Consider the following 24,065-nt stretch of genomic DNA (forward strand, 5'->3'; position numbering starts at 1 on the left):
TCATAACGAGACAGATACAACAAGGGCTACCTGCGGGTAGCCCTTGTTGTATCTGCCAATCAGTAGGGAGATTAGCGCTGTTGCTGTTTGGCTGCGATAGCCTGTGCCACTAAGGGGTCGACAAACTGGCGGATATCGCCACCGTGTAGCGCCACCTCTTTCACTAGGGTGGAAGAGATAAAGGAGTTCTCCTCCGCCGGGGTGAGGAAGACGCTCTCAAGCGTGGGCATCAGGCGGCGGTTCATATTGGCCAGCTGGAACTCGTACTCGAAGTCGGAGACGGCGCGCAGGCCGCGGATCAGCACATTGGCCTGATGCTCTTTGGCAAAATCGACCAGCAGCCCGGAGAAGCCCACCACCTTGACGTTGGGAAGCTGGCTGGTCACTTGCTGGACAAGCTGGACACGTTCCGCCAGATCGAACAGCGGGCGCTTGCTCGGGCTGTTGGCGACGCCGACGATCACCTCGTCAAACAGCTTGGCGGCGCGGCCGATCAGGTCGGCATGGCCATTGGTAACGGGATCAAATGTCCCGGGATAGATCACCCTGGTAGTCATCTTTGTGGTCCTGCAACCTGGAAATTTGGTCGCATTATAAGGTCGTCGCTTGAGAATAGCAGTGCATCAGGCAAGAATACGCCATCGCGCATCAAGCCTCCCTGCATTGGTGACAGGGAGCAAAGGGATTTTTTATGAAACGTATTCTGGTCGTTCGCAATGACAAGATTGGTGACTTCATGCTGGCGTGGCCGAGTTTCGCCATGCTCAAAGGCTCCATGGAGTGTCATGTGACTGCCCTGGTTCCGGCCTACACGGCCCCGCTGGCCCGGCTCTGCCCCTGGATTGACGAGGTGATCATCGATCCGGGCGTGCGTGCCGACAAGGAGCAACAGCGGGCACTGCTGGCCCGGATCAAGGCGGCGGCGTTCGACGCGTCCATCTGCCTCTTCTCCAACTCCCGCAACGCCATGCTGGTGTGGAAGGCACATATCCCTTACCGGCTGGCCCCGGCGACCAAGCTGGCGCAGGTGCTCTACAACCAGCGACTGGTGCAGCGCCGTTCCCGCTCCCAGAAGCCGGAGTCCGAGTACAACCTGGAGCTGATCCGCCGCTTCCTGGCCGATCAGCAGGTGGCCGTGGTGGAGCCCCAGACCCCCTTCCTGCAGTTCGATGACGAGACCCTGCGACAGGTGCGCGAACAGCTGGCACTCAAGCTCAAGCTCGATGCCAGCCGCCCCTGGCTGATGGTGCATGCCGGTAGCGGCGGTTCGGCCAACAACCTCTCCATCGAGCAGTATGCCCGCATCATCATCAAGCTCAATCAGGCCTGCCCCGAGCTGCAGTGCGTGCTGACCGCAGGCCCGGGTGAGGAGAAGATGGCCGAACAGCTGGCGGCCGAGTTGCTGGCCCACGGCGGCAACGGCTGGATCTACCGCTCCAGCGATGGTCTGCCGATGTTCTGTCAGGTGCTGGCTAACGCCGCCCTGTTCGTTGCAGGCAGTACTGGCCCGCTCCATATCGCTGGCGCGCTCGATGTGCCGACCATCGGCTTCTTCCCGATGCGCCGCTCCGCTACTCCGCTGCGCTGGAAGCCCCTCAACAGCGAAGGGCGTCACCTCGCCTTCAGCCCGCCGGAGGATAGCGACCATCCTGAGGATATGAGCCAGCTCGATCCCAAGGCCATGGTGCCGGTGATGGCCCGCTGGGCGGCGCCTTTCTGGCGCAAGTAAGGTATGCAGTAATGCAAACAGGGCCCCGCGGGGCCCTGTTTCGTATGACGGTTATTCCGGCTGCTGCGGCTGCTGGCGCACCCAGAGGTCGGCGTATTTGACGAAGGTGGAATGGGCGGAGAGGATCGCCAGCAGCAACCCCTGCTTGCCGTCGAGGAAGCCCGCTTTGAGCAGGTACATCTTGAGGAAGCAGCCGACAGCGTGGATCAGCCCCTGACTGAGAGAGCCCTTCTTGCCGCGAGCGGTGCGCTGATCGGCCCAGGCGCGGGCATAACCGGCCGATTTCACCAGATAGTGCTCCAGATCCCGATAGGTGAAGTGGAGCAGGTCACCATGAATATTGACGATCTTCATGTTGGCGCGCACTTCCACCTTTTCGTGCACCAGTGCCTCGTTGTAGCTGGTGAGCGCCTTGGGATAGAGGCGCAGCACCCGATCCGGATACCAGCCGCTGTGGCGGATAAAGCGGCCAAACACCCAGGAGAGGCGCGGGATCGAGTAGATGGTATCGCTGGCCGGATTGGCCATCACCTCGGCGATGGAGGTTTTCAGCTCGGGGGTGAGCCGCTCGTCGGCGTCCAGCCACAGCACCCAGTCGGATTGCACGTGGGACTGGGCCAGTCGGCGCTGTTTGCCAAAGCCCGGCCACTTGGCGTTGACGAAGAAGCGGGCACCAAACTCGGCAGCGATGGCCGGGGTCTCGTCCTGACTGCCGGAGTCCAGAATGACGATCTCGTCCACCAGTCCGTCGAGGGAGGCGAGGCACTTGCGCAGGTTGTCGGCTTCATTCTTGACGATCAGAACGGCAGCCAGAGTCGGTTTTTTCACGAATGTGGGCTCACGGTTATTGCCCGGCTGGCGGGTCGAATGCGTATTGATGGGCCATTCTAACGGAAAAATGGGCCAAAGAGAGAGCCGCCATTGCCCGTTTCCATCAGCTGTTTGACTGTCTCCTCTCGTCCGGTTGGAAGCGGGCCACCGCTGGAAAAATGGGGTGACGGCAGCGTCTGCCAAGGATCTTCTGTTATTTATCCAGTCATTCTTGGGGCATAATCTCGCCCAGTGATGATTAACAGCCGGGCCAGACCCGAGAGAAGACGCGTAATGAAAATATTGGTGATCGGCCCCTCCTGGGTCGGCGATATGGTGATGTCCCAGAGTCTCTACAAGGCGATCAAGGCCAACCATCCGGAGTGCGAGCTGCACGTGATGGCCCCCGCCTGGTGCTGCGCCCTGCTGGAGCGGATGCCGGAGGTGGACAAGGCGATCACCATGCCCCTTGGCCACGGTGACTTCAAGCTGGTGGCACGCCGCCGCCTCGGCAAGCAGCTGGCGGCGGAGAAGTACGATCAGGCCATCGTCCAGCCCAACTCCATGAAGTCGGCGCTGATCCCCTGGTTTGCCCGCATTCCGGTCCGTACCGGCTGGAAGGGCGAGAGCCGCTACGGTCTGCTCAACGACCTGCGCAGCAACAAGTCTGCTTTTCCGCTGATGGTGGAGGGCTATCTGGCGCTCGCCTATCCCAAGGCGCAGATGAAGAGCCGGGCCGATATTCCGACCATTCCGCACCCCTCTCTGCACGTCGATCTGGTTAACCAGAGCAAGGCGCTGGAGCGATTGGGGCTGGATCGCGCCCGCCCGGTGCTGGTGCTCTGTCCCGGTGCCGAGTTTGGCCCGGCCAAGCGCTGGCCGGAGGGGCACTACGCCGTGGTGGCTCAGCAGCATCTGGACGAGGGGTGGCAGGTGTGGATCTTCGGCTCCAACAAGGATGTGCCGGTAGCCAATACCATCCGGGATCGGGTCAACCTGCTGACCCGCCCCAACTGCCACGTGCTGGCGGGCAAGACCAGCCTGCACGAGGCGATCGATCTGATGGCGCTGGCCAGCCGGGTCATCTCCAACGACTCCGGCCTGATGCACATCGCCGCCGCCCTCAACCGGCCGCTGGTGGGCGTCTATGGCTCCACTTCGCCGCTCTACACCCCGCCGCTGGCGGATCGGGTCGAGATCGTTCACACCGACATCGAGTGTCGCCCCTGCTTCAAGCGCACCTGCAAGTTCGGCCATCTCAAGTGCCTGATCGAGCTGGCGCCGGAGCAGGTGGTCGATGCCTGCAAGAAGCTGGAGCAGAGTCAGTAAGATGCCCTACCGCCTGCTCTACAACCTGCTGATCCATCTGGGATTGCCGCTGGCGCTGCTGGCCCTCTACAAGCCTAAGAAAGGCAAGCCCGGCTTTGGCAAGCGCTGGGCCGAGCATCTCGGGCGGCTGCCCGCCACCGGACAGGAGGCGCCGCTCTGGATCCATGCGGTGAGCGTGGGGGAGACGCTGGCCATCACGCCGCTCATTCGCGCCCTCAAGGCGGAGCGGCCCGATCTGCCGATCCTGCTCACCACCACCACCCGCACCGGTGCCGATCAGGCTGCCAGGCTGGGGGATCTGGTGATCCATCGCTACGCGCCGCTCGACTACCCCTGGGCCATTGCCGCCTTTCTCGACACCTTCAAGCCGCGCGCGCTCTGGGTGATGGAGACCGAGCTGTGGCCGAACTGGCTGGCCGCCTGCGAGGCGCGCCACCTGCCGGTGACCATCATCAACGCCCGCCTCTCCGAGCGTTCCTGCCAGCGTTATGCCCGCTTCCACGGTGCCTTCGACGCCCTGAGCCGGCCGCTGACCCATCTGCTCTGTCAGCATCAGGATGACGCCGACCGCTTCGCCCGCCTCGGCATCGATCGTTCGCGGCTGGCGGTGACCGGCTCCATCAAGTTCGACATCCAGTTTGGTGACGAGGTGCAGGCCAAGGGGCGCGCCCTGCGCCAGCAGCTGGGTGCCGAGCGGCCGGTCTGGATCGCCGCCAGCACCCATCTGGGTGAGGACGAGCAGGTGCTGGCCGCCTTCGATCTGCTGCTCAAACGCCATCCCGACGCGCTGCTCATTCTGGTACCTCGCCACCCCGAGCGGTTTGACCGGGTGGCCGAGCTGTGTGCCCCTTACGGCTGCGTGCGGCGCACTGATGGTGCTGCGGTGAGTGCGGAGGATAAGGTCTATCTCGGCGATACCATGGGCGAACTGCCGCTGATGCTGGCGGCGGCCGATGTGGCCTTCGTCGGCGGCAGTCTGGTGAAGATCGGTGGTCACAACCTGCTGGAGCCGGCAGCGCTCGGCAAGCCCTGCCTGACCGGTCCCGCCTACTTCAACTTCAGCGATATCACCCGCCAGCTGGTGGCTCAGGGGGGCGCCGCCATCGTGGCCGATGCCGCCGAGCTGGGCGAGCGGGTGAGCCAGCTGTTTGCCGACGAGAGCGCCCGCCGCGAGATGGGCGAGCAGGCCCGCGCCGTGGTGCTGCGCAATCAGGGAGCCCTGGCGCGTACCCTCTCGCACTGCCTGACCGCACTGGAGAACGACTGAACCCATAACGAGCATCGTACTGGCTCTCGATTTTCAACTGCAAAAGCGCCAAAGCAGCTGCTCCCCGTTTCACACGTCATCAAAGAGGCAACCATGTTCAAGGCTCTGTTACTGGAAAACCAAGACGGCAAGACTGTTCCGACTCTGACCCGGCTGGCCGAGAGCCAGTTGCCGGAAGGTGAGGTGCGGGTAGCGGTCGCTTACAGCTCCATCAACTACAAGGATGGGCTGGCCATCACCGGCAAAGGCAAGATAGTGCGCCAGTGGCCGCTGGTGCCCGGCATCGACTTCACCGGTACCGTGCTCGAATCTGCCGACAGCCGCTATCAGACCGGCGACAAGGTGGTGCTGACCGGTTGGGGCGTCGGCGAAGGGCACTGGGGCGGCATGGCCGAACAGGCGCGGGTCAAGGGGGACTGGCTGGTGCCGTTGCCCGCCGGGCTGGATGAGCGCCAGGCCATGTGCATCGGTACCGCCGGTCTCACCGCCATGCTCTGCGTGCTGGCACTGGAAGAGGCGGGTATTACTCCAGATAGCGGCGAGGTGCTGGTCACCGGTGCGGCAGGCGGCGTGGGGGCCACCTCGGTTGCCCTGCTGGCAGCCCTTGGCTATCAGGTGGCTGCGCTGACCGGTCGTCCGGAAGAGCAGGGCGCCATGCTCACTGCGCTGGGTGCCAGCCGCATCGTGCCGCGCAGCGAGCTGCTGGTGCCTGCCAAACCGCTGGAGAAGCAGCTGTGGGCCGCTGCCATCGATACCGTCGGCAGTCAGGTGCTGGCCAAGCTGCTGGCCCAGATGAACTATGGCGGCGCCGTGGCGGCCTGCGGGTTGGCGGGCGGCTTTGATCTGCCTACCAGTGTGATGCCCTTCATCCTGCGCAATGTGCGGCTACAGGGGGTCGATTCGGTGATGTGCCCGTTTGAACGTCGTCAACTGGCGTGGCAGCGACTGGCACGGGATCTTCCTGCCAGCTTCTTCGCTCAGGCGGTCACCGAGATTGGGTTGGAGCAGGTAGTGGAGGCAGCCGAGGCCATTACGCAAGGCCAGATCGCCGGCCGGACCCTGGTCAAACTTTGAACTCTTTCTGACTGGCGAGCCCGACAATTCCGGATAAAATTGGAGTGCGGGTGAACTATCCAAGGAGAGTGAAGATGGGTGGACACAAGCCGGATTACGACTCCTCTGATGATGATTGGGAGCCGGATTCCTGGGAAGAAGAGCTGGATCAGTGGGAAGATGAAAGCTGGCAGGATGATGACACTTTCGATGACCAGTGAACCACGGCATTGAACGAACAGGCGGGCTTTGGGCCCGCCTGATTTTTTTGCCGCGCTCACATGGCTGAGCGTTCGTCCTTGGTCAGGGGCGGGGCGCTGAGTAGAATGAACTGCCCAAATGACGCTCAAGGATGACTATGCGACTCACCATCATATTGTTGGCTGCCCTGCTGGGTGGCTGTGTCTCCAACGATGATCCCTGCGAGAAGGTGTGGAGTGAGGTGGGGGAGGCGGATGGCAAGCTGGGCTTCACCACTGAGCGGATCGAGTTCCATCAGGGCCAGTGTGGCAAGAAGGTGGATGCCGAACGGTGGAAGCAGGGACACCAGAAGGGATTGGCATGGTATTGCCGCCCCGAGCACCTCTATCTGGCTGGCCGCTCAGGCGAGGAGTATCGCGGCGTTTGCCCGAACGACATGCAGGCCCGCCGGCTGTTCGAACAGGGGCGTCAGGGGTGGACCGATCAATAACGCCCTGACAGGGAGGGGCGTTACTCCTCTTTCAAACGCAGCGGCTGGCAGAGGTAACCCTTGTCATTGGCACTGCGGGCACACTTGCTGCAGACAAACTTGGGTTTGCGGACTATCTTGCGCAACGCCTTGAGATCGGTGGGGATCTCGTGACGGCGCCATTCACACAGGGTTTTGCTGCCCATAACGACTACCTCTACGACTTGACGGCCGTATTGTAATCGATTTTCATTTCGAATAAACCGACAAAGCTCGCTTATTGGCCGATATGCCAATAAGCGATTGTTTCGGGAGGGATTACTGGTAGAGGAACTTGGTGAAGATAAGCTCGCGCACCGCTTTCTTGCCGGTCTCTTTCACCAGCAGTTCGTTGACGGTTGTCTCGCACTCCTTGCGCAGCTCTTCTCGGTTGGTCAGGGACTTCACTTGATCGGCATTTTTGCTGCCAATCAGACGGATGATGGCATCGCGGATCAGCGGGTCATGCTGCTCCAGCAGCTTGAGATCGGCTTCGTTTTCCGCCATCAGCTCTACCGTGACCCGGATATAACCGAGGGTTTTGCTATCACTCAGGTAGTTGGTGATGATGTCGGGATCGAGCGCGTGGTAGGAGAAACCGGGCTTGGCAGCCCCCTCTGCGCCCTCGGCGGGCGGCTCATCTTCAGCCAGAGCTTGCTGCTGCAGGGCGCCACAGCTCAGTAACAATACCAGCAGAATTTTGAAGATCTTCATATAGATGGCTCATCAGCAAGAGATAACCCATTTTTGATGTTGCCATCGGGGCCGTCAAGCACGGATGTTCTTACATTTCGCTATTGATTTACGGATAATAAACCGGATTTTAACCTGAACACGGAAATCTCTGGATGGTGAAGCTGTGAAGTCCGAGTTGACTGTTCCCCTCACGCCGTTAAGCGGGTGGCTGGCCCCCGAATGTTGCGAATTGCCCGCCAGCTTGCGCCCCTGGCTGCTGGAGCCCGGCTCCATGACCCGGCGTCTGCGTCAGTACAATCGCCACTTTTCGGTGGAGTGGCTGGGCAATCACCCGGTCGCCCTTACTGCCGATGAGCAGTGGCTGGTGGATTCGGCCTCGCCGGCCGGTATCTGCCGCGAGGTGATCCTGCACGGGGATCGTGGGCCCGCCGTGCTGGGCTGGACCCTGTTTGCCGATGACGCACTGCAAGGGAGCGGCATTGCCGAGCTTGGCGAGCAGCCGCTGGGTGAGCGGGTATTTGGCCATGAGCCTGCCCGCCGCGATCATCTGCAACTGGCCCGTTTCGATATTGCCGCCAATCCCCGTTGCCCGGCCGCCACTGTCTGGGGGCGTCGTTCCCGTCTGTTTCTAGGGCAGTGGCCACTGCTGGTGCACGAGCTGTTTCTGCCCTCTCTCGTCTGTGACAAGGAGCTGGAGTGAATCTGTTAACCAAGGAGCGGGGACTTGCCTACATGCAGTTGGCCCGCGTCGACAAACCCATAGGTACTCTGCTGCTGCTGTGGCCAACCCTGTGGGCGCTCTGGCTGGCCGCTGGTGGCCTGCCCAATCTCTGGGTGCTGACCGTGTTTGTGGTCGGGGTCTTTCTGATGCGCTCGGCAGGGTGCGTGATCAACGATTATGCGGATCGCAACTTCGATGGCCACGTCAAACGCACCGCCGGTCGCCCCTTGCCCACGGGTAGAGTCAAGCCGTGGGAGGTGCTGGCGCTCTTCTTCGTGCTGGCGCTTATCTCGTTTGCGCTGGTGCTGACCATGAATCCGCTCACCATCGGCCTGTCGTTTGTCGCCCTGCTGCTGGCGGTGAGTTACCCCTTCATGAAGCGCTTTATCTCCAACCCCCAGCTGGTGCTCGGGATGGCCTTCTCATGGTCGATCCCGATGGCCTATGCGGCGCAGGCAGATGCCCTGCCGCTGGTGGCCTGGCTGCTCTTCTTCGCCAACCTGCTCTGGACCGTGGCTTACGACACCCAGTACGCCATGGTGGATCGGGATGATGACCTCAAGATCGGCCTCAAATCCAGCGCCATCCTGTTTGGTCGTTACGACAAGCGGATCATCGGCGCACTGCAACTCTCGACGCTGCTGCTGTTGCTGGCGGTCGGGCAACTGATGACGCTGGGGGGCTGGTATTACTGGGGATTGCTGGGAGCGGCGGTGCTGTTTGTCTATCAGCAGCGGCTTATTCGCGAGCGGCAGCGGGAAGCCTGCTTCCAGGCGTTTCTCAACAACAACTATGTGGGGGCGCTGGTGTTTGCCGGTCTGGTGCTTGACTACCTGCTGGCGTGACATGTTCCCGCGCAGACTCCGATAAAAAAGAAGGCCGCATGATGCGGCCTTCTTTGTTTGCGTTGCAGATCAGAGCTGATTGCCTGCCTGAATGGTGCGGCGGATCTTGTTGCTCAGCAGCGGCACTATGTTGTCGGCCAGCGCCTGGAAGCGGCCAAGATCCGGCTTGCACTCGGGAGAGAGGTAGCCCTCTTTGCGCAAGGTGTGGATCAGGGTGCTGAACAGCTTCTGGTCGAAGAACTCGGGGGCGTTGATGCCGTGCAGGGTGCCGAGGCGCTCTGCCATCATCAGGCCGTCCGCTTCCAGCTGCTCCGCCTCGATATGGGGCTGGGCCAACACCCGGGTCAGCACGATGGCGTAGCGTTGCAGGGTCTCCTGAATGCTCTCCGCCAGCAGCAGCAGGCGCATCTGGTTGGCCGGATTGACCCAGTAGCCGTCATCGCGGGTCTCGATCAGTTGCTGGGTCTGCAGGGCATCGAGCAGGCTGTCGACCAGCGCCGGCAGATCCTCCTCTTCATAACGCAGGAACAGCTCGGTCTTGAGCAGCGGATAGATGTCGATGCAACGGGCCATGATCTCGCTGCGGGAGATCCCTTCGCACCGTTCGATCAATGCCGCCACCAGAGAGGGCATGGCGAACAGGTGGAGGATGTTGTTGCGGTAGTAGGTCAGCAGGATCGCCTGATAGCGGTCGAGACTGATGATCTGCCCCAGCTTGTCCTCGCTGACCTCGAACTTGTTGAGCTCCATCGCCTGATCCAGCAGGGTCTTGGCATCCTCATCCGGAATGGTGCTCTGCGGGCTGTAAGGCACCGCTTTGAGCAGATCCAGATAGGTGTTGAGCTGGGCCTGCAATTCGTCGCGGGTCAGGGCGTGGCGCTCGGCGGCCAGCAGCGCCAGCGCGCTCAGGGTCAGGCCGTTGACGGCGGCAGCGCCGTTGATGCGGGTCATCAGCAGTTCGGCCAGATTGTTGACGGTGCCCGCCATCCACTCCGGACGCTCCTCTTCCCCGATGTGCTTTTTCCAGTCGGGGATGTGTTCGCTCAGGTAGCTGTTGAGAGTCAGCGGCTCGCCGAAGTTGACGAAACCACGGCCGTAGTTGCGCAGCTTGCGCAGGATGCCGAGCACCTGCAGGAAGCTCTCTTTCTCCTTGCGGCTCCCTTTGAGCTCGTTGTGGTAGGTGTTCACCTCCATCACGTGCTCGTAGCCCAGATAGACCGGCACCAGAGTGACCGGCCTGTCCAGCCCGCGCATCATCGCCTGCAGGGTCATCGCCAGCATGCCGGTCTTGGGCGGTAGCAGACGGCCGGTACGGGAGCGACCACCTTCGGTGAAGAACTCTACCGAGTAACCCTTGGCAAACAGCAGGTTGAGGTATTCCCGGAATACCGTGCTGTAGAGCGGGTTGCCCTTGAAGGTGCGGCGAATGAAGAAGGCGCCGCCGTGGCGGAAAATCGGGCCCGCCGGCCAGAAGTTGAGGTTGATGCCTGCCGCGATATGGGGTGGCACCATCCCCTGGTGGTAGATGACGTAGGAGAGCAGCAGGTAGTCCATGTGGCTGCGGTGGCAGGGAACGTAGACGATCTCGTGTCCTTCCTGCGCCAGTTGGCGCACCTTCTCGGCGCCATTGACCGACAAACCGCGGTAGAGTTTGTTCCACAGCCAGCCGAGGAAGCTCTCGCCCAGGCGGATCAGACGGTAAGAGAAGTTGGAGGCGATCTCGTCCATGTAGCCATGGGCACGCTTTTGCGCCTTCTCGAGGCTGATCCCTTCGCGCTGGGCCTCCTCTTCAATCGCCTGCTGGATCACCGCGGAGTCGAGCAGCTGCTTGAACAGCAGGTTGCGGTTCGGCAGTTTCGGGCCGGTGGCAGCCAGCTGCTGACGGCTGAAGTGGGTACGGGCCACTCGCGCCAGCTTGTGGGCGATGGCCTCGTCGGTGCCGTGCTTGTCGGCCATGTAGCGCAGGGAGAGCGGCGGCGAGAAGCGCACCAGATTCTCGCGACCTTTGAGGATCACGATAAGCGCCTTCTTCAGCCGGTTCGGCGCCAGGCTGCTGATGATGTTGAGGCCGGAGGCTTCTTCCCCTTCCCGACCCGGAGCGCGGCCCCAGAACAGGGTGACGGGCACCACCTGGATATCCAGCTCGGGATCCTGCTTGTGCAGATCCAGCAGCTGGTGGAACTCCTGCAGGAAGGGGAGCGGTTTGCTGCGTTTGCCAAACAGGGGAGGCGGACGGTCCAGACAGACATAGCGCGGCAGCAGCTGGCCGTTGAGCTCCAGCGGCGTGAAGGGACCGGGCAGACCGAGATCCTCGCAGCACTGCTGCAAGGTCATCAGGTCGGTGATCGAACTGGTTTTCAGGGCATAAACGATGGGTCTGGCCGGATCCAGATTGAGTTCTGTGATGGGATTTTCCGGCAGGCTCTTGTGATTGACCAAGCCGCTGACCGGCCATTGCAAGATGGCTCTGGAAATCTTCTGTCCTAGGGACATGTGCGTCTGCTCTCCAAAAAAATGCGGCGTGAGCATAGCAAATCGACAGCCCCTTGTCGCCGAGAGGTACGATGAGTCGGCTGCGCAGGATCAAAACAGCAGTAAATGAGGGGTTGGTCGCGACAAATGTCAGCTGCGCCTTGCCTTGGCCACTGCACTGTATATACTGCCAGTGTGCTGTATAAAAAGACAGGTGCCAATTCTATGAAACCCCTTACCCCCCGCCAGGCCGAAGTGCTGGAGCTGATCAAGGTGAACATGAGCGAGACCGGCATGCCGCCGACTCGTGCCGAGATTGCCCAGAAGCTTGGTTTCAAGTCGGCCAATGCGGCCGAAGAACATCTGAAGGCCCTGGCCAAAAAAGGGGTCATCGAGATCATGCCGGGCACGTCCCGCGGCATTCGCCTGTTGCTCGAAGAGGAAGAGGTGCTGGAAGAGAGCGGCCTGCCGCTCATCGGCAAGGTTGCCGCCGGTGAACCCATTCTGGCTCAGGAGCATATCGAGAGCCACTATCAGGTTGATCCCGCCCTGTTCCATCCGCGCGCAGATTTTCTGCTGCGGGTGCAGGGGATGAGCATGAAGAACATCGGTATTCTGGATGGCGATCTGCTGGCGGTGCACAAGACCCAGGAGGTGCGCAACGGTCAGGTGGTCGTCGCCCGTCTCGATGAGGATGTCACCGTCAAGCGCTTCCAGCGCAAGGGCAGTCAGGTATGGCTGCTGCCGGAGAATGAAGAGCTCTCCCCCATCGAGGTGGACCTCTCCTGCCAGCAGCTCACCATCGAAGGGCTGGCGGTCGGGGTGATCCGCAACGCCGACTGGATGTAATCATCCCCGCCAACTGCGTTTGTCACACGGCCTCCTTCGGGAGGCCGTGCTGTTTCTGGCGCACTTTCCCTGTCATATCAAACAGATCATCGGCGGCGGCATTTTTGTCCTGCGCGACCGGCTACCAATCATCCATTTCAGATATATGCTCAGATCAGTGCCCTGTCGCCGAGACTGGGCTTGGCGCCTCCCTCTGACCATCGCAATGCGCAGGACGGGAGGGCCGGTAACAACGAGAATCGGGCAGTACACCTTCACGGGATATGAAGGGGGAGTGGGGAGATCCCGAGCCTTATCGGGCAAAGGGGACCACTCGTAATGGTTGCAGATAGTCGTGACGGGCCTGTTCCCAGTTCAGGCCGACGAAGCAACATGACCTGTCGGTCAAGGAGGACTGGTATGGCATCAAGATCGCCATGGGATTCAGAGGCTGGGGCTGCGCCAGCGGAATCGTCAATCACCCGTTTTGTCAAAGGTAGCCGGATGACCTGGTTTTACGGTGTCTGGCTGCACCATCGTGGTTCGCACTGGACGCTCTGGCTAGGATGCCCGAAAGAGAAGGTGGTGCGTCTGGTGCTGCTGTTCAAACGGGGTCACGGCGATCGCCAGGGGGAAGAGGGCTGGCTGGCCCCCGTGATTCCCATCGGCGTGCGGGCCATCGGCAAGATGTTGCAGCAGGGGCGTAACGCTCGCCCCTGAGCAGAAGAGACAAACAAATCCATCCATAACCGGCACCCGAGGGGGCCGGTTTTTTTATGGCCGCAACTGGCGATTAATTATGCCAAATGGTCGACTCCTGACAGGGCGTTGCACAAGATTGAACCACCTTGGCGGCTCGCTGGGGTACAATGCCTCCCTCTTGTCCGGTCACTGCTGGCCATCTGCCTCGAACTGAAAGGGTCTCTTGTTATGATGAAGCTCCGCTATCCCCTGCTCTTTCTGCTGCTGACAGCCTGTCTGATCCTGGTGTTTTACGCCACGCAGCCAGAGCAGCCGGAACAGGCCGATTATTATCCGGCGGGGCGGGACATCAATGATTTTGCCTTTACCGATGCGGACAACCAGCCGTTCACTCCTGCCAACCTGAAGGGGCACTGGACCTTCCTGTTCGTCGGCTACACCTTCTGCCCCGATATCTGCCCCACCACGCTGGCAGATATGCGCTCCGTCTATGACCAGCTGAAGAAGATGGCGCCCGACAGTCAGGTGGTGTTTATCTCGGCGGATCCCCAGCGTGACGATATTCCACGCCTCAAGACCTATACCGCCTTCTTCAATCCCGAATTCAAGGCGGCTACCGCCCCCCACGACAAGCTGTTCCCGTTTGTGCGCAATCTGGGGCTGATCTACTCCATCGCCAATCAGGGGGAGAAGGATTATCTGATCGATCACTCCGCCTCCATCGTGCTCATCAATCCCAAGGGCAAGCTGCAGGCGGTATTCCGCCCGCAGGTGGCGCCGGGTCAGGTGCCCAGGGTGCAGATGGCCACCATGCTCTCTGATTTCGCCCGCATCCTGAAGTTGGCAGGCCACTGAGCGTGACCCCAGCTGTTGCCCCCTGGTGGCGAGATCCCTCTCGCCACCGCGCTGTCTTTGCGCTCGCCCTGCCCATGGTTTTTTCCAATATCACCACCCCCTTGCTGGGGCTGGTGGACACCTGGGTGATCGGTCATCTCGGTCAGGCCTGGTTTCTGGGGGGCGTGTCGGTCGGTGCGACCCTGATCAACCTCATCTTCTGGCTGCTCGGCTTCTTGCGGATGTCGACCACCGGCCTGACGGCGCAGGCGCACGGCGCCGCCGACGGTCGTGCCCAGCTCGATACCCTGCTGCGGGCGCTGGGGCTGGCCATTGCTCTCGGCCTGACGCTGCTGCTGTTGCTCTTCCCGCTGTTGCCACGGCTGATCGCCCTGAGTGGCGGCTCGCCCGAGGTGCAGCTTTATGCGGGCCAATATGTGGCGGTGCGGATCTGGAGCGCCCCGGCGGCGCTCTGCAATCTGGTGATCATGGGCTGGCTGTTGGGGATGCAGGATGCCCGCAGCCCCATGGTGATGCTGATCCTCACCAATCTGGTCAATATGGCGCTCGATGCCCTGTTTGTGCTGGGACTCGGCTGGCAGGTGCGGGGTGTGGCGGCAGCCTCGGTCATGGCGGACTACTGCGCGCTGGCCGTCGGTATCTGGCTGGTACGCCGTCAGCTGGGGCAACTGGCGCCGACGGTGTGGCAGGATGGTTGGCAGCGCTGGCGGCAGCTTGCGCCCATGGTGCGGTTGCTCGGTCTCAACCGCGATATCTTCCTGCGCTCCCTCTGTTTGCAGCTCTGTTTCGCCTTCATGACTCTGCAAGGGGCACGACTGGGGGATGTGGCGGTGGCCGCCAATGCGGTGCTGCTCAACTTCCTGATGCTTATCTCCTACGGACTCGATGGTTTTGCCTATGCGGTGGAGGCCATGGTTGGACGAGCCATCGGTCAGCGGGATCGGCAGAAACTGCGGGAGGCCATCGTGCTCAATCTGGGCTGGGCTGCCCTCATCGCTAGTGGTTTTACCCTGCTGTTTGCCCTCTTTGGTGCCCACCTTATCGGCTATATCACCGACATTCCGGCCGTGGTGGCGGAGGCAAATCGTCAGCTTCCCTGGCTGATCGCCATGCCGTTGCTGGCGGTCTGGTGCTTCCTGCTGGATGGCGTGTTCATCGGGGCGACCCGGGCGCGGGAGATGCGCAACAGCATGTTGCTGGCCGCGTTTGGCGGCTTCTTCCCGATCTGGTGGCTCTGTCAGTCGTGGGGCGTGGCCGCGTTATGGGCGGCGATGGCGGCGCTGATGGTGGGGCGCGGTCTGTCGCTTGGGGTCACTTGCTGGCGGCTGGAGCGCAGCGGGCATCTGCTCGACGCCCGCCACTGATCATCGGTGGCGCTTACATGGCACCGTCGTAGCCGAGCTGGCGCCAGCTCTCGTAGACAAAGACAGACACCGCGTTGGATAGGTTCATGCTGCGGCTCTGGGGCACCATCGGAATGCGCAGCCGCTGCTCGAATGGCAGGCTCTCGATGATCTCGATGGGCAGGCCGCGACTCTCCGGGCCAAACAGCAGGGCGTCGCCAAGGGCATATTGTGCTGCCGAGTGCGCGGTGCGGCCCTTGGTGGTGCAGGCAAACACCCGCTTGGGCGCCACGGTGGCCAGAAAGGCCTCATAGCTCGGCCAGCGCTTCACCTCGGCAAACTCGTGATAGTCGAGTCCCGCCCGCTTTACCCGCTTGTCATCCCACTCAAATCCCAGCGGCTCGATCAGATGGAGCCGGTAACCGGTATTGGCGCAGAGCCGGATGATATTGCCGGTGTTGGGCGGAATTTCCGGCTGGTAGAGGACGATATCGAGCATGACGCGCTCCTGCAAAGAGATGTAAAGGCAAGAAGGGGCGCCAGCATACCCAGCGCCCGTCCGGATGAAAAGGATCAGGCGATGGGCAGCTTGATCGTGATGGTCAGTCCGGTTGGATGATTGCTGCTGGCCGTAATGGTGCCGCCGTGACGCTGGATCGCCTCCGATGCGATAGCCAGTCCCAGCCCGGTGCCACCGGTCTTGGCGTTGCGGGCATCATCGACCCGGAAGAAGGGTTGGAACAGCAATATCTGCTGTTCGTCGGGGACGCCGGGCCCGTCATCACGAATAGTCATCACCCACTCCTGCCCATCCCGATACCATTCAACCTTGATGAACTCGCGGGCATACTTGAGGGCGTTGCGCAGGGGGTTTTCCACCGCCCGGGCCAGCAGCTCGGGCCACATCTGGATCGACTCGGCGGGCAGCGGTGGCAACCTGAGCTGCTTACCGCTCTGGTTCGCCTCAAACATCGCATCTTCGAGGATGGGCTCCAGTAGATCGGCCAGCGGCTGCACGATAGGGGCCTCAACATGCTGTTGCACCCGCGACAGATCGAGCAGGTCACCGATCAGCTTGTCCAGCCGCCCAATCTCAGATTCGATCCGCGCCAGCTCGGCGCTATCCCCCTGTTTGCGGCGGATCAGCGCTTGCGCCAACTGCATCCGGGTGAGGGGGCTGCGCAGCTCGTGGGAGATATCGGAAAGCAGCTGTTTCTGCTTCTGGATCATGCTCTTGAGCGTCTCTACCATGCGGCTGACGTTATCCGCCAGCTGACCGATCTCATCGCCCCGTCCCAAGTTGGGGATCTGCACCTCCAGATTGCCGGCCGCCAGTTGGGAGACTGACTTTTGCAATTGCAGGATGGGACGGGTCAACCGCCAGGCGAGCAGCAGGCAGAGCGGGGTGCTGACCAGCATTGAGATGCCCAGAATGCGGATCGGGTGATCCAGCACCTGAATGAACAGGAACAGATAGGGATTCTCGGCATTGAGGCCGAAATAGACGTGGTAGCGATGGCCGCGGTGCTCCATCAGGAAAGGCCCTGCGATCGCCTTGCGATCCTCGTTGCCCAGCATGGGTTTGGCCGGGTCGTCGGCGTCCACCATGAAGCGAACCACAAACTTGCGCGGATGGGTGGTGGACTGGATCTGGCCCCTCTCGTCGCGCAGGTAGACATTGTCCACCGGGAGCATGGCGATCTTGTCCATCGTTTTGGCCAGATCGAAATCCTGATCCGGATCGGCAGCGTTGAGCAGGGCCTGCACATTTTTCTGCATTCGCACTGCCTCATGGGTCGGCAGCGGGATCTGGTTGCGAGGATCCAGAGTGGGCAGGCTGATCACGGCGGCCAGCATCACCAGCAGCATGAACCAGAACCAGAGGAAGATATGGGTCGATATGCCGTTGAGGGAGCTGGTACTCTTTATTCTTGCTCTAGCCACAGGTAACCGCGCCCCCGTACGGTTTTGAAGCGGGGCTGGCCATCACTGCGCTCCGGCAACTTTTTGCGCAGGTTGCTCAGGTGCATGTCGATGGCCCGATCGAAGGGCTCCAGCTTCTTGCCAAGCACCTGTTCGGAGAGGTGGCTCTTGCTGACGATCTGGCCAGGATTGCGCAACAGGCACTCCAGCAGTCCGAACTCGGTGGCTGTCAGCTCCAGCAGCTGTTCGCCGCAGCGGGCTTGCTGCAGGCCGGGTTGCAGCACTATATCCATGAAGTGCACTTCGTCGGAGGAGCTGCCACGCTGGGGCGGGGCACTCTGGGTGCGGCGCAGGATGGCGCGAACCCGGGCCAGCAGCTCCCGATCGTCGAATGGCTTGGCCAGATAGTCGTCGGCTCCGGCCTCCAGACCGTTGACCCGATCCTGGCTGTCGCCACGAGCGGTCAACATCAGCACCGGGGTTTCATGGGTTTTGCGCAGCTTGGTCAGCATGGCAAAGCCGTTGAGTTTTGGCATCATTACATCCAGCAGCACCAGATCGAAGCCCTGCTCCGCCAGCCGTTGCAGCCCCTCTTCACCATCCTCGGCGACCGTGACCTGAAATCCTTCCAGGGTCAGAATTTCGGTGAGCAGCTGGGTCAATTCAAGATCGTCGTCGACCAGGAGTATTCTGTTCATCGCTTCTTGTTCCACTGATTTTCGCGCCAAATCGACGCCGGGGTCAGGGTATAATAAGTTTTTCATCGTCAGAGGAAAGCCGGTTTTGAGCCATCAACAATATTCCCGTTGGGTAACCTTTGCCAGCATGGCGGCGGTTACCACTGCAACCTTGCTGATCACCGGCAAGCTGATCGCCTGGTTGATGACCGATTCGTCGACCCTGCTGGCGTCGCTCACCGACTCTTTCATGGATGTGAGTGCCTCCATCATCAACCTGCTGGCCATTCGCTATGCGCTGGCCCCGGCCGATGATGAACACCGCTTCGGTCACGGCAAAGCGGAGTCTCTGGCGGGGCTGATCCAGTCGGCCTTTATCTCCGGTTCCGCATTGCTGCTGGTGATGCACGGCATCTCCTCCCTGCTCAAACAGGCACCTATTGAACGGTTAGAGGCGGGTCTCTGGGTTAGTGGCGGTTCCATTGTGCTGACCCTGCTGCTGGTCAGTTTCCAGAGTTTCGTTATTCGCAAGACCAACAGCGTGGCCATCAAGGCGGACATGTTGCACTACCGCTCCGATCTGCTGCTCAACGCCGGTGTCTTGCTGGCGCTGGTGCTGGCGGGACAGGGGTGGTACTGGGCTGACGGCCTGTTTGCCATCCTGATCGGGTTGCTCCTGCTGTGGGGGGCGGGAAATATCGGCTACGAGTCGGTGCAGGCCCTGCTCGATCGTCAGTTGCCAGCGGAAGAACAAGCGAGAATAATGGCCCTCTGCTGTGCCGTAGAAGGGGTACACGGCGTTCATGACCTGCGTACCCGTCAATCCGGGCCGACCCGATTCGTACAGTTGCATCTGGAACTGGATGATCAGATCCCCCTGGTCAAGGCCCATCAGATCGCCGATGAAGCCGAACTGGCGGTACGCCAGGCATTCGAGCGGATGGATGTCATCATCCACATGGACCCCATCTCGGTGCTGACAAAAGAACAACAGAGCCCTCACCTAGAACAACAGTAGGCTGCAACATGGATGAACTGGTTGCCAAAACCTGGCACAAAATTCAGCAAGAAGCACAGTGCATGGCGGCTCAGGAGCCGATGCTGGCCAGCTTCTTTCACTCCACCATTCTCAATCACAAGAATCTGCGTTCGGCCCTCAGCTTCCAGCTGGCCAACAAGCTCGACAGTGCCACCATGCCCGCCATCGCCCTGCGCGAGGTGATCGAGCTTGCCCTGCACAGCGAGCCAGAACTGTTAGCGGCTGTCGCGGCCGACATCTGCGCGGTACAGGAGCGGGATCCGGCGGTCGATCTCTTCTCCACCCCGCTGCTCTACCTCAAGGGGTTCCATGCCCTGCAGGGCTATCGGGTTGCCAACTGGCTGTGGCGCCAGGGGCGCCGCTCGCTGGCCCTCTATCTGCAAAACCAGATCTCGGTGGTGTTCGGGGTGGATGTACACCCGGCCGCCCGCATTGGCAAGGGGATCATGTTTGACCACGCCACCGGCATCGTGGTGGGCGAGACGGCGGTGATTGAAGATGATGTCTCGATCCTGCAGAGCGTGACCCTGGGTGGTACCGGCAAGGAGAGCGGCGATCGCCATCCCAAGATCCGCGAAGGGGTGATGATAGGGGCGGGCGCCAAGGTGCTCGGCAATATCGAAGTGGGTGTGGGCGCCAAAATTGGCGCCGGCAGCGTGGTGATCAACCCGGTGCCACCTCATACCACGGTTGCTGGCGTACCCGCCAAGATCGTCGGCCGTCCGGAGTGCGACAAGCCTTCACTGGATATGGATCAGTGTCTCTGATCTCCTGACCGGAGGCGTCGATGGCCAAACGCTGGTCGGGTTATCTGATTTTGGGGATGTGGCTGCTCAACCTGCTTCATCTCTATCTGAGTCTCTCCCCCTGGCCCGCGGCCATTGCAGCCTGGGGGGCGTCACTGCTCACCTGGCCCTGGCTGGTAGGGGCCGCCAGGCGGCAGGCGCTGGCCCTGTATAGTGCCGCCCTGCTGCTGTTGATCTTCTCCTGGTGGCAGGGCGCGACCCTCATTGCCGGTGACTGGCTGCTGCCCAATATCAATATGCTCACCATGTTTGCCGCGGTGAGCACCCTCAACCTTGCCACTTCCGGCTTGCTGACCGGCACCACCTCCTGGACCGGGCGCAAGGGGCTGTGGAGCACCATGGCCAGCCTCAATCTGCTGGGGGCGGTCATCAATCTCTCGGTGCTCTTTATCATCGGCGATCGGCTGGAGCGTAATGGCACCCTGGAGCGGCGTCAGGTGATGGTGCTGAGCCGGATTTTCTGTGCCGCCGCCTTCTGGTCACCCTTCTTTGTCGCCATGGCGGTGGCGCTCACCTATGCGCCGGGCTTGCAGCTCTCCCATATTCTGCCGTTCGGGATCCTCGCCGTCTTGCTGGCGATGGGGCTGACTGCCTGGCAGGTGGAGAGGATCGGAGTGGCCGACTTTGCCGGTTATCCGCTGCGGTTGCAGACCCTGGGTTTGCCAGTCACGCTGGCGTTGCTGGTACTGCTCATCAAGCAGATCTGGCCCCAGCTCGGCATTCTGGCGGTGATCGCACTGGTGGCCCCGCTGCTGGCGCTGCTCTTTATGCCGAGGACAGGGCGCAAGGCGGCCCTCAAGCGGCAGGTGGTGGAGCGTTTCCCCGCCATCGGCGGTCAGCTGGTGCTGTTTCTGGGGGCCGGTTTGTTGGCGGCAGGCATCAACAGTGCGCTGTCGGTCATCGATTTCGGTGCCGGTCACGGCCTGCCGCTGTTCAACCACTTTGGCTGGCTGGAGGCATCCCTCACTCTGCTGCTGATCCTGCTGGTGGCCATCGTCGGGGTACATCCGCTCATCAGTATCTCCGGGCTGGCGCCACTGCTCTGGCCGCTGGCGCCGGATCCCAGCCTGCTCGGTATGTGTTTCCTGCTGGGATGGGGGCTTGCCACCGGCACCAGTCCGCTCTCCGGATCCAATCTGGCGCTGGCCTCCCGTTACAACCTCAGTGCTGGGCTGATCCTGCGCTGGAACCTGCTTTACGGCCTGCTGATGTATGTGGTCGCCTGTCTGTTGCTGGGGGCTTATATCGCCTTGCATGGATAGCGACCGTGCCATCAGGATGGCATCAATGATGCGTTGGTAGCGGCGCTTTTTAGGTACGGTTTAGAGTGTTGTCGCGACTCGGGCGCAGGATGCGAGAAAAATAGACGCATATTTAGACAATACATCTATGGAAGGCGCATTTTACAGCGCACTGGCTTGTTTGTGCCGATAGGCTCGGGGTATGCTGGCTCCACGCGCTTGAATCGCCCTCTGTGGGGCATCGCAATTGAACAAACAGGTATGCATATGTCACTAGAAGTCCTTGAGCAACTCGAATCCAAAGTACAATCCGCCGTCGACAACATCTCCCTGCTGAAGATGGAGCTCGACGAGCTGAAAGAACAGAACAGCAAGCTGCAAGACGAGAACCATCAGCTGCGTAACGAGCACGCTGCATGGCAGGAGCGTCTGCGTGCCCTGCTGGGTAAAATGGATCAGATGGGCGAAACCATCTAATTCATCGCCTTCAGGCAGAATTGAAAACGGGCCGCTCCATGAGCGGCCCGTCTATTTTTGTTTTGGCGGGATGGGAATTACAGCGCCAGCAGTTGTTTGACTGTCTTCTCGATGCCGTCCGCGGCTTCGACTATGTTGTTGGCCAGCATGTAGGCGGGGGTGGAGATCACCTTGCGCTCCTGATCCACCACAAACTCGTTGACCGGGCAGTTGAGATGGCTGCCACCCATCTCCTCGATGGCGTTGGCGGTACCCTCGTCATGGCCGATGGTCGCCAGCGTTCCAGCACCATATATCAGCGGGATCATGGCGGGCGCGATGCAGATATAGGCGGCCGGTTTATTGGCTTTGGCAAAGCTCTGGCACGCTTTCAGCACATCGGGCTGGATCTGGCATTCGGCGCCCCTGATTGCGAAGTCGCACAGGTTTTTGGCGGCGCCAAAGCCGCCGGGCACCAGCAGGGCGTCATAATCTACCGCATCCAGCTCGGCCACATCCTTGATCTGGCCACGGCAGATGCGGGCCGCTTCGACCAACACGTTGCGGCTCTCTCCCTCGCTCACTTCACCGGTCAGGTGGTTGATGACATGGAGCTGCGCCACGTTCGGGGCGAAGCACTGGACGGCGGCTCCCTGACGGGCCAACGCCAGCAGGCTGATGACGGCCTCGTGGATTTCGGCTCCGTCAAAGACGCCGCAGCCACTCAAAATCACGGCCACTTTTTTCATGGCAAACTCCTCGTTGTTGAAAATGTGAGCCAAGATGGATTGTTGTACTTTTGTATGGTTATCGCTCGCCATCTGCTGGTCAAGTCATCTTGCTGTGCTAGGATTGTTTCGTTTTGGATCCTGCTGTACCTACTCCCTTAAATCTTTTTCCACATTGATCGAGATCATTCTAACTGTCTCTCGATCGGTTTTTGCGATCTCAATATATTGTTTTTAATGGTTTTTTATATTTTTATGCACAGTTTTGTCACTGTGCACTCTGATGCGCCCCATTTTTGAACACAGAGTTATCCACAGGTTGAGTCCATTTATCAGGCGCTGTGTGTTGTTGCTACGCCCCTTGGTGTGAGGGGGGGCCTGTGGCATCCTAGCGGCTGTTTATCTCTGGCAGGACGATTTCATGGCCCCTAGCAACCCCCTTATTCTGGTCGACGGCTCCTCTTATCTTTACCGCGCCTTCTTCGCCTCCCAGCAGGCCGATCTGCGCACATCGACCGGTTTGCCAAGCGGCGCCGTCCGTGTCATGGCCAACATGATGCGCAGCCTGCGCAAGCAATATCCTGACTGTCATGTGGCCGTGGTGTTTGATGCCAAGGGCAAGACCTTCCGCGATGACATCTATCCCGAGTACAAGGCGACCCGTGCCAGCATGCCGGACGATCTGCGCAGCCAGGTCGCGCCTATCCACCAGATGATCAAGGCGATGGGCTTCCCCTTCCTGATGGTGGAGGGGGTGGAGGCTGACGACGTGATCGGCACCCTGGCCCGCCAGGCGACCGAGAAGCAGCTGCCGGTACTGATCAGCACCGGTGACAAGGATATGGCACAGCTGGTCTCCGACCATGTCACCCTGATCGACACCATGAAAGATGTGAAGACCGATAGGGAAGGGGTGATCGAGAAGTTTGGCGTACCGCCCGAGCTCATCATCGACTATCTGGCTCTGATGGGGGACAAGGTCGACAACATTCCCGGCATGACCGGCGTCGGTGAAAAGACTGCACTGGCCCTGTTGCAGGGGATTGGCAGCATCGACGAGATTGCCGCCAACCTCGACAAGGTGGCCGCGCTCGGCTTCCGTGGCTCCAAGGCGTTTGCCGACAAGTTCCGCGAGCAGGAGGAGCAGGTTCGCCTCTCCTATCGACTGGCGACCATCAAGACCGATGTCGAGCTGGAACAGAGTCTGGAAGAGCTGTTGCTCAAGCCGGTCGACAAGGAGTCCCTGCTGGCGGTCTATCGCGAATACGAGCTGCGCAACCTGATCAAGGAGCTGGAATCCGGTGGTGAAGAGGGCAGCGAGAGCGCCGGACAAGACGAGGCTGGCGATGAGAGCGCCGCTCCGGTTGCCGCCATCGAAACCGACTACCGCTGCATTCTGGACGAAGCCGAGTTTGACGGCTGGCTGGAACAGCTGAAAGCGGCACCGTTGTTTGCCTTCGATACCGAAACCACCAGTCTCGACTATATGGAGGCGCGGATCGTCGGCGTCTCCTTCGCGGTTGAGCCGGGCAAGGCTGCTTATGTGCCGTTTGGCCATGACTATCTGGGGGCACCGTTACAGCTGAGCGAGGCTGTGGTGTTGGGCAAGCTCAAACCGCTGCTGGAAGATCCGACCCGTCTCAAGGTGGGGCAGAATCTCAAGTACGATCGCAACGTGCTGCTCAACCACGACATCGACCTGCAGGGCATTGCCTACGACACCATGCTCGAGTCCTACGTGCTCAACTCCACCGCCAGCCGCCACGACATGGATTCGCTGGCCAAGCGTTATCTCGGAGTCGAGACCACCTCGTTTGAAGATATCGCGGGCAAAGG

At 60.9% G+C, this 24,065-nt stretch carries 26 protein-coding genes (1 of these 26 cut by a window edge); 17 read left to right on the forward strand and 9 right to left on the reverse strand.

Going from position 1 to position 24,065, the window contains the following annotated elements:
• Positions 1 to 71: 71 nt before the first annotated feature.
• Positions 72 to 557, reverse strand: coding sequence for a pantetheine-phosphate adenylyltransferase (gene coaD / locus I6L35_RS06755; protein WP_216979847.1), 486 nt, complete (start codon positions 555 to 557; stop codon positions 72 to 74).
• Positions 558 to 691: 134 nt separating this feature from the next.
• Here coaD and I6L35_RS06760 point away from each other — a divergent pair, with 134 nt between their 5' ends.
• On the forward strand, positions 692 to 1,729 hold the full coding sequence (locus I6L35_RS06760; RefSeq protein ID WP_216979848.1) for a glycosyltransferase family 9 protein: 1,038 nt from the start codon (positions 692 to 694) through the stop codon (positions 1,727 to 1,729).
• A gap of 51 nt (positions 1,730 to 1,780) precedes the next feature.
• On the opposite strand, the gene I6L35_RS06765 is transcribed toward I6L35_RS06760, so the two are convergent.
• Positions 1,781 to 2,557, reverse strand: a complete 777-nt coding sequence (locus I6L35_RS06765; RefSeq protein WP_216979849.1) for a glycosyltransferase family 2 protein — start codon at positions 2,555 to 2,557, stop codon at positions 1,781 to 1,783.
• 276 nt (positions 2,558 to 2,833) lie between these two features.
• On the opposite strand from I6L35_RS06765, the gene waaF reads away from it, so the two are divergent.
• The 5 genes from waaF (at position 2,834) to I6L35_RS06785 (ending at position 6,879) form a co-directional block, all read left to right on the forward strand.
• Entirely contained in the window at positions 2,834 to 3,868 is a 1,035-nt protein-coding gene (gene waaF / locus I6L35_RS06770) for a lipopolysaccharide heptosyltransferase II (protein WP_100647129.1), read from the forward strand.
• A gap of 1 nt (position 3,869) precedes the next feature.
• Positions 3,870 to 5,135 carry a lipid IV(A) 3-deoxy-D-manno-octulosonic acid transferase gene (gene waaA / locus I6L35_RS06775; protein WP_216979850.1) on the forward strand — a complete coding sequence of 422 codons (1,266 nt, stop codon included), beginning with the start codon at positions 3,870 to 3,872 and terminating at the stop codon, positions 5,133 to 5,135.
• Positions 5,136 to 5,228: 93 nt separating this feature from the next.
• Positions 5,229 to 6,209: an MDR family oxidoreductase gene (locus I6L35_RS06780; RefSeq protein WP_216979851.1), complete on the forward strand. Its 981-nt coding sequence runs from the start codon at positions 5,229 to 5,231 to the stop codon at positions 6,207 to 6,209.
• Between the two features lie 74 nt (positions 6,210 to 6,283).
• Positions 6,284 to 6,409 carry a hypothetical protein gene (locus I6L35_RS21240; RefSeq protein WP_005339521.1) on the forward strand — a complete coding sequence of 42 codons (126 nt, stop codon included), beginning with the start codon at positions 6,284 to 6,286 and terminating at the stop codon, positions 6,407 to 6,409.
• 137 nt (positions 6,410 to 6,546) lie between these two features.
• Positions 6,547 to 6,879: a DUF2799 domain-containing protein gene (locus I6L35_RS06785; protein ID WP_216979852.1), complete on the forward strand. Its 333-nt coding sequence runs from the start codon at positions 6,547 to 6,549 to the stop codon at positions 6,877 to 6,879.
• 20 nt (positions 6,880 to 6,899) lie between these two features.
• Here I6L35_RS06785 and I6L35_RS06790 read toward each other — a convergent pair whose 3' ends face one another.
• Complete coding sequence (locus I6L35_RS06790) at positions 6,900 to 7,064, reverse strand: hypothetical protein (RefSeq protein WP_005339525.1); 165 nt, start codon at positions 7,062 to 7,064, stop codon at positions 6,900 to 6,902.
• A 112-nt stretch (positions 7,065 to 7,176) separates the two neighbouring features.
• Positions 7,177 to 7,611: a flagellar basal body-associated protein FliL gene (locus tag I6L35_RS06795; RefSeq protein WP_005339527.1), complete on the reverse strand. Its 435-nt coding sequence runs from the start codon at positions 7,609 to 7,611 to the stop codon at positions 7,177 to 7,179.
• Positions 7,612 to 7,756: 145 nt separating this feature from the next.
• On the opposite strand from I6L35_RS06795, the gene I6L35_RS06800 reads away from it, so the two are divergent.
• Entirely contained in the window at positions 7,757 to 8,293 is a 537-nt protein-coding gene (locus tag I6L35_RS06800; protein WP_216979853.1) for a chorismate lyase, read from the forward strand.
• The gene (gene ubiA, locus I6L35_RS06805; protein WP_139736009.1) at positions 8,290 to 9,159 is read left to right on the forward strand and encodes a 4-hydroxybenzoate octaprenyltransferase; all 870 of its coding nucleotides are present in this window, start codon (positions 8,290 to 8,292) and stop codon (positions 9,157 to 9,159) included. Before I6L35_RS06800 ends, ubiA begins: the two co-directional genes overlap by 4 nt.
• A 69-nt stretch (positions 9,160 to 9,228) precedes the next feature.
• Here the strand turns inward: ubiA and plsB are convergent, their stop codons facing one another.
• On the reverse strand, positions 9,229 to 11,652 hold the full coding sequence (gene plsB, locus I6L35_RS06810) for a glycerol-3-phosphate 1-O-acyltransferase PlsB (protein WP_058057057.1): 2,424 nt from the start codon (positions 11,650 to 11,652) through the stop codon (positions 9,229 to 9,231).
• Positions 11,653 to 11,856: 204 nt separating this feature from the next.
• On the opposite strand from plsB, the gene lexA reads away from it, so the two are divergent.
• From lexA to I6L35_RS06830, 4 genes are all read left to right on the forward strand, one after another.
• A complete protein-coding gene (gene lexA, locus I6L35_RS06815) occupies positions 11,857 to 12,480 on the forward strand; it encodes a transcriptional repressor LexA (RefSeq protein WP_005339540.1) in 624 nt (207 codons plus the stop codon).
• A gap of 483 nt (positions 12,481 to 12,963) precedes the next feature.
• A complete protein-coding gene (locus tag I6L35_RS06820) occupies positions 12,964 to 13,179 on the forward strand; it encodes a hypothetical protein (RefSeq protein ID WP_240337223.1) in 216 nt (71 codons plus the stop codon).
• Between the two features lie 210 nt (positions 13,180 to 13,389).
• On the forward strand, positions 13,390 to 14,016 hold the full coding sequence (locus tag I6L35_RS06825; RefSeq protein WP_005339543.1) for an SCO family protein: 627 nt from the start codon (positions 13,390 to 13,392) through the stop codon (positions 14,014 to 14,016).
• Between the two features lie 74 nt (positions 14,017 to 14,090).
• Positions 14,091 to 15,380 (forward strand): MATE family efflux transporter, encoded by a 1,290-nt coding sequence (locus I6L35_RS06830; RefSeq protein ID WP_254204566.1) that lies wholly within the window; start codon positions 14,091 to 14,093, stop codon positions 15,378 to 15,380.
• A gap of 13 nt (positions 15,381 to 15,393) precedes the next feature.
• Here I6L35_RS06830 and trmL read toward each other — a convergent pair whose 3' ends face one another.
• The 3 genes from trmL to I6L35_RS06845 all read right to left on the reverse strand — a co-directional run bounded on the left by trmL (position 15,394) and on the right by I6L35_RS06845 (position 17,980).
• Positions 15,394 to 15,858 (reverse strand): tRNA (uridine(34)/cytosine(34)/5-carboxymethylaminomethyluridine(34)-2'-O)-methyltransferase TrmL, encoded by a 465-nt coding sequence (gene trmL / locus I6L35_RS06835; protein WP_064339004.1) that lies wholly within the window; start codon positions 15,856 to 15,858, stop codon positions 15,394 to 15,396.
• A gap of 74 nt (positions 15,859 to 15,932) precedes the next feature.
• Complete coding sequence (locus tag I6L35_RS06840; RefSeq protein WP_041234368.1) at positions 15,933 to 17,288, reverse strand: ATP-binding protein; 1,356 nt, start codon at positions 17,286 to 17,288, stop codon at positions 15,933 to 15,935.
• A complete protein-coding gene (locus I6L35_RS06845) occupies positions 17,285 to 17,980 on the reverse strand; it encodes a response regulator (RefSeq protein ID WP_216979855.1) in 696 nt (231 codons plus the stop codon). The genes I6L35_RS06840 and I6L35_RS06845 overlap by 4 nt, the downstream gene beginning before the upstream one ends.
• Before the next feature lie 85 nt (positions 17,981 to 18,065).
• On the opposite strand from I6L35_RS06845, the gene I6L35_RS06850 reads away from it, so the two are divergent.
• The 4 genes from I6L35_RS06850 to I6L35_RS06865 all read left to right on the forward strand — a co-directional run bounded on the left by I6L35_RS06850 (position 18,066) and on the right by I6L35_RS06865 (position 21,522).
• The gene (locus I6L35_RS06850) at positions 18,066 to 18,977 is read left to right on the forward strand and encodes a cation diffusion facilitator family transporter (RefSeq protein ID WP_216979856.1); all 912 of its coding nucleotides are present in this window, start codon (positions 18,066 to 18,068) and stop codon (positions 18,975 to 18,977) included.
• An 8-nt stretch (positions 18,978 to 18,985) separates the two neighbouring features.
• On the forward strand, positions 18,986 to 19,765 hold the full coding sequence (cysE, locus tag I6L35_RS06855; protein ID WP_202006043.1) for a serine O-acetyltransferase: 780 nt from the start codon (positions 18,986 to 18,988) through the stop codon (positions 19,763 to 19,765).
• A 20-nt stretch (positions 19,766 to 19,785) separates the two neighbouring features.
• On the forward strand, positions 19,786 to 21,066 hold the full coding sequence (locus I6L35_RS06860) for a hypothetical protein (RefSeq protein WP_202006045.1): 1,281 nt from the start codon (positions 19,786 to 19,788) through the stop codon (positions 21,064 to 21,066).
• Between the two features lie 246 nt (positions 21,067 to 21,312).
• On the forward strand, positions 21,313 to 21,522 hold the full coding sequence (locus I6L35_RS06865) for a cell division protein ZapB (protein ID WP_005342050.1): 210 nt from the start codon (positions 21,313 to 21,315) through the stop codon (positions 21,520 to 21,522).
• A 77-nt stretch (positions 21,523 to 21,599) separates the two neighbouring features.
• On the opposite strand, the gene elbB is transcribed toward I6L35_RS06865, so the two are convergent.
• Complete coding sequence (gene elbB / locus I6L35_RS06870; protein WP_216976548.1) at positions 21,600 to 22,250, reverse strand: isoprenoid biosynthesis glyoxalase ElbB; 651 nt, start codon at positions 22,248 to 22,250, stop codon at positions 21,600 to 21,602.
• A gap of 400 nt (positions 22,251 to 22,650) precedes the next feature.
• Here elbB and polA point away from each other — a divergent pair, with 400 nt between their 5' ends.
• Positions 22,651 to 24,065 carry the 5' portion of a DNA polymerase I gene (gene polA, locus I6L35_RS06875; protein WP_216979857.1) on the forward strand. It continues 1,351 nt past the right edge of the window, so the window shows 1,415 of its 2,766 coding nt (coding positions 1–1,415); its start codon is at positions 22,651 to 22,653; the stop codon falls past the right edge of the window.

Source organism: Aeromonas sp. FDAARGOS 1405, from assembly GCF_019048265.1.
GTDB classification, from domain to species: Bacteria; Pseudomonadota; Gammaproteobacteria; order Enterobacterales; family Aeromonadaceae; genus Aeromonas; species Aeromonas veronii_A.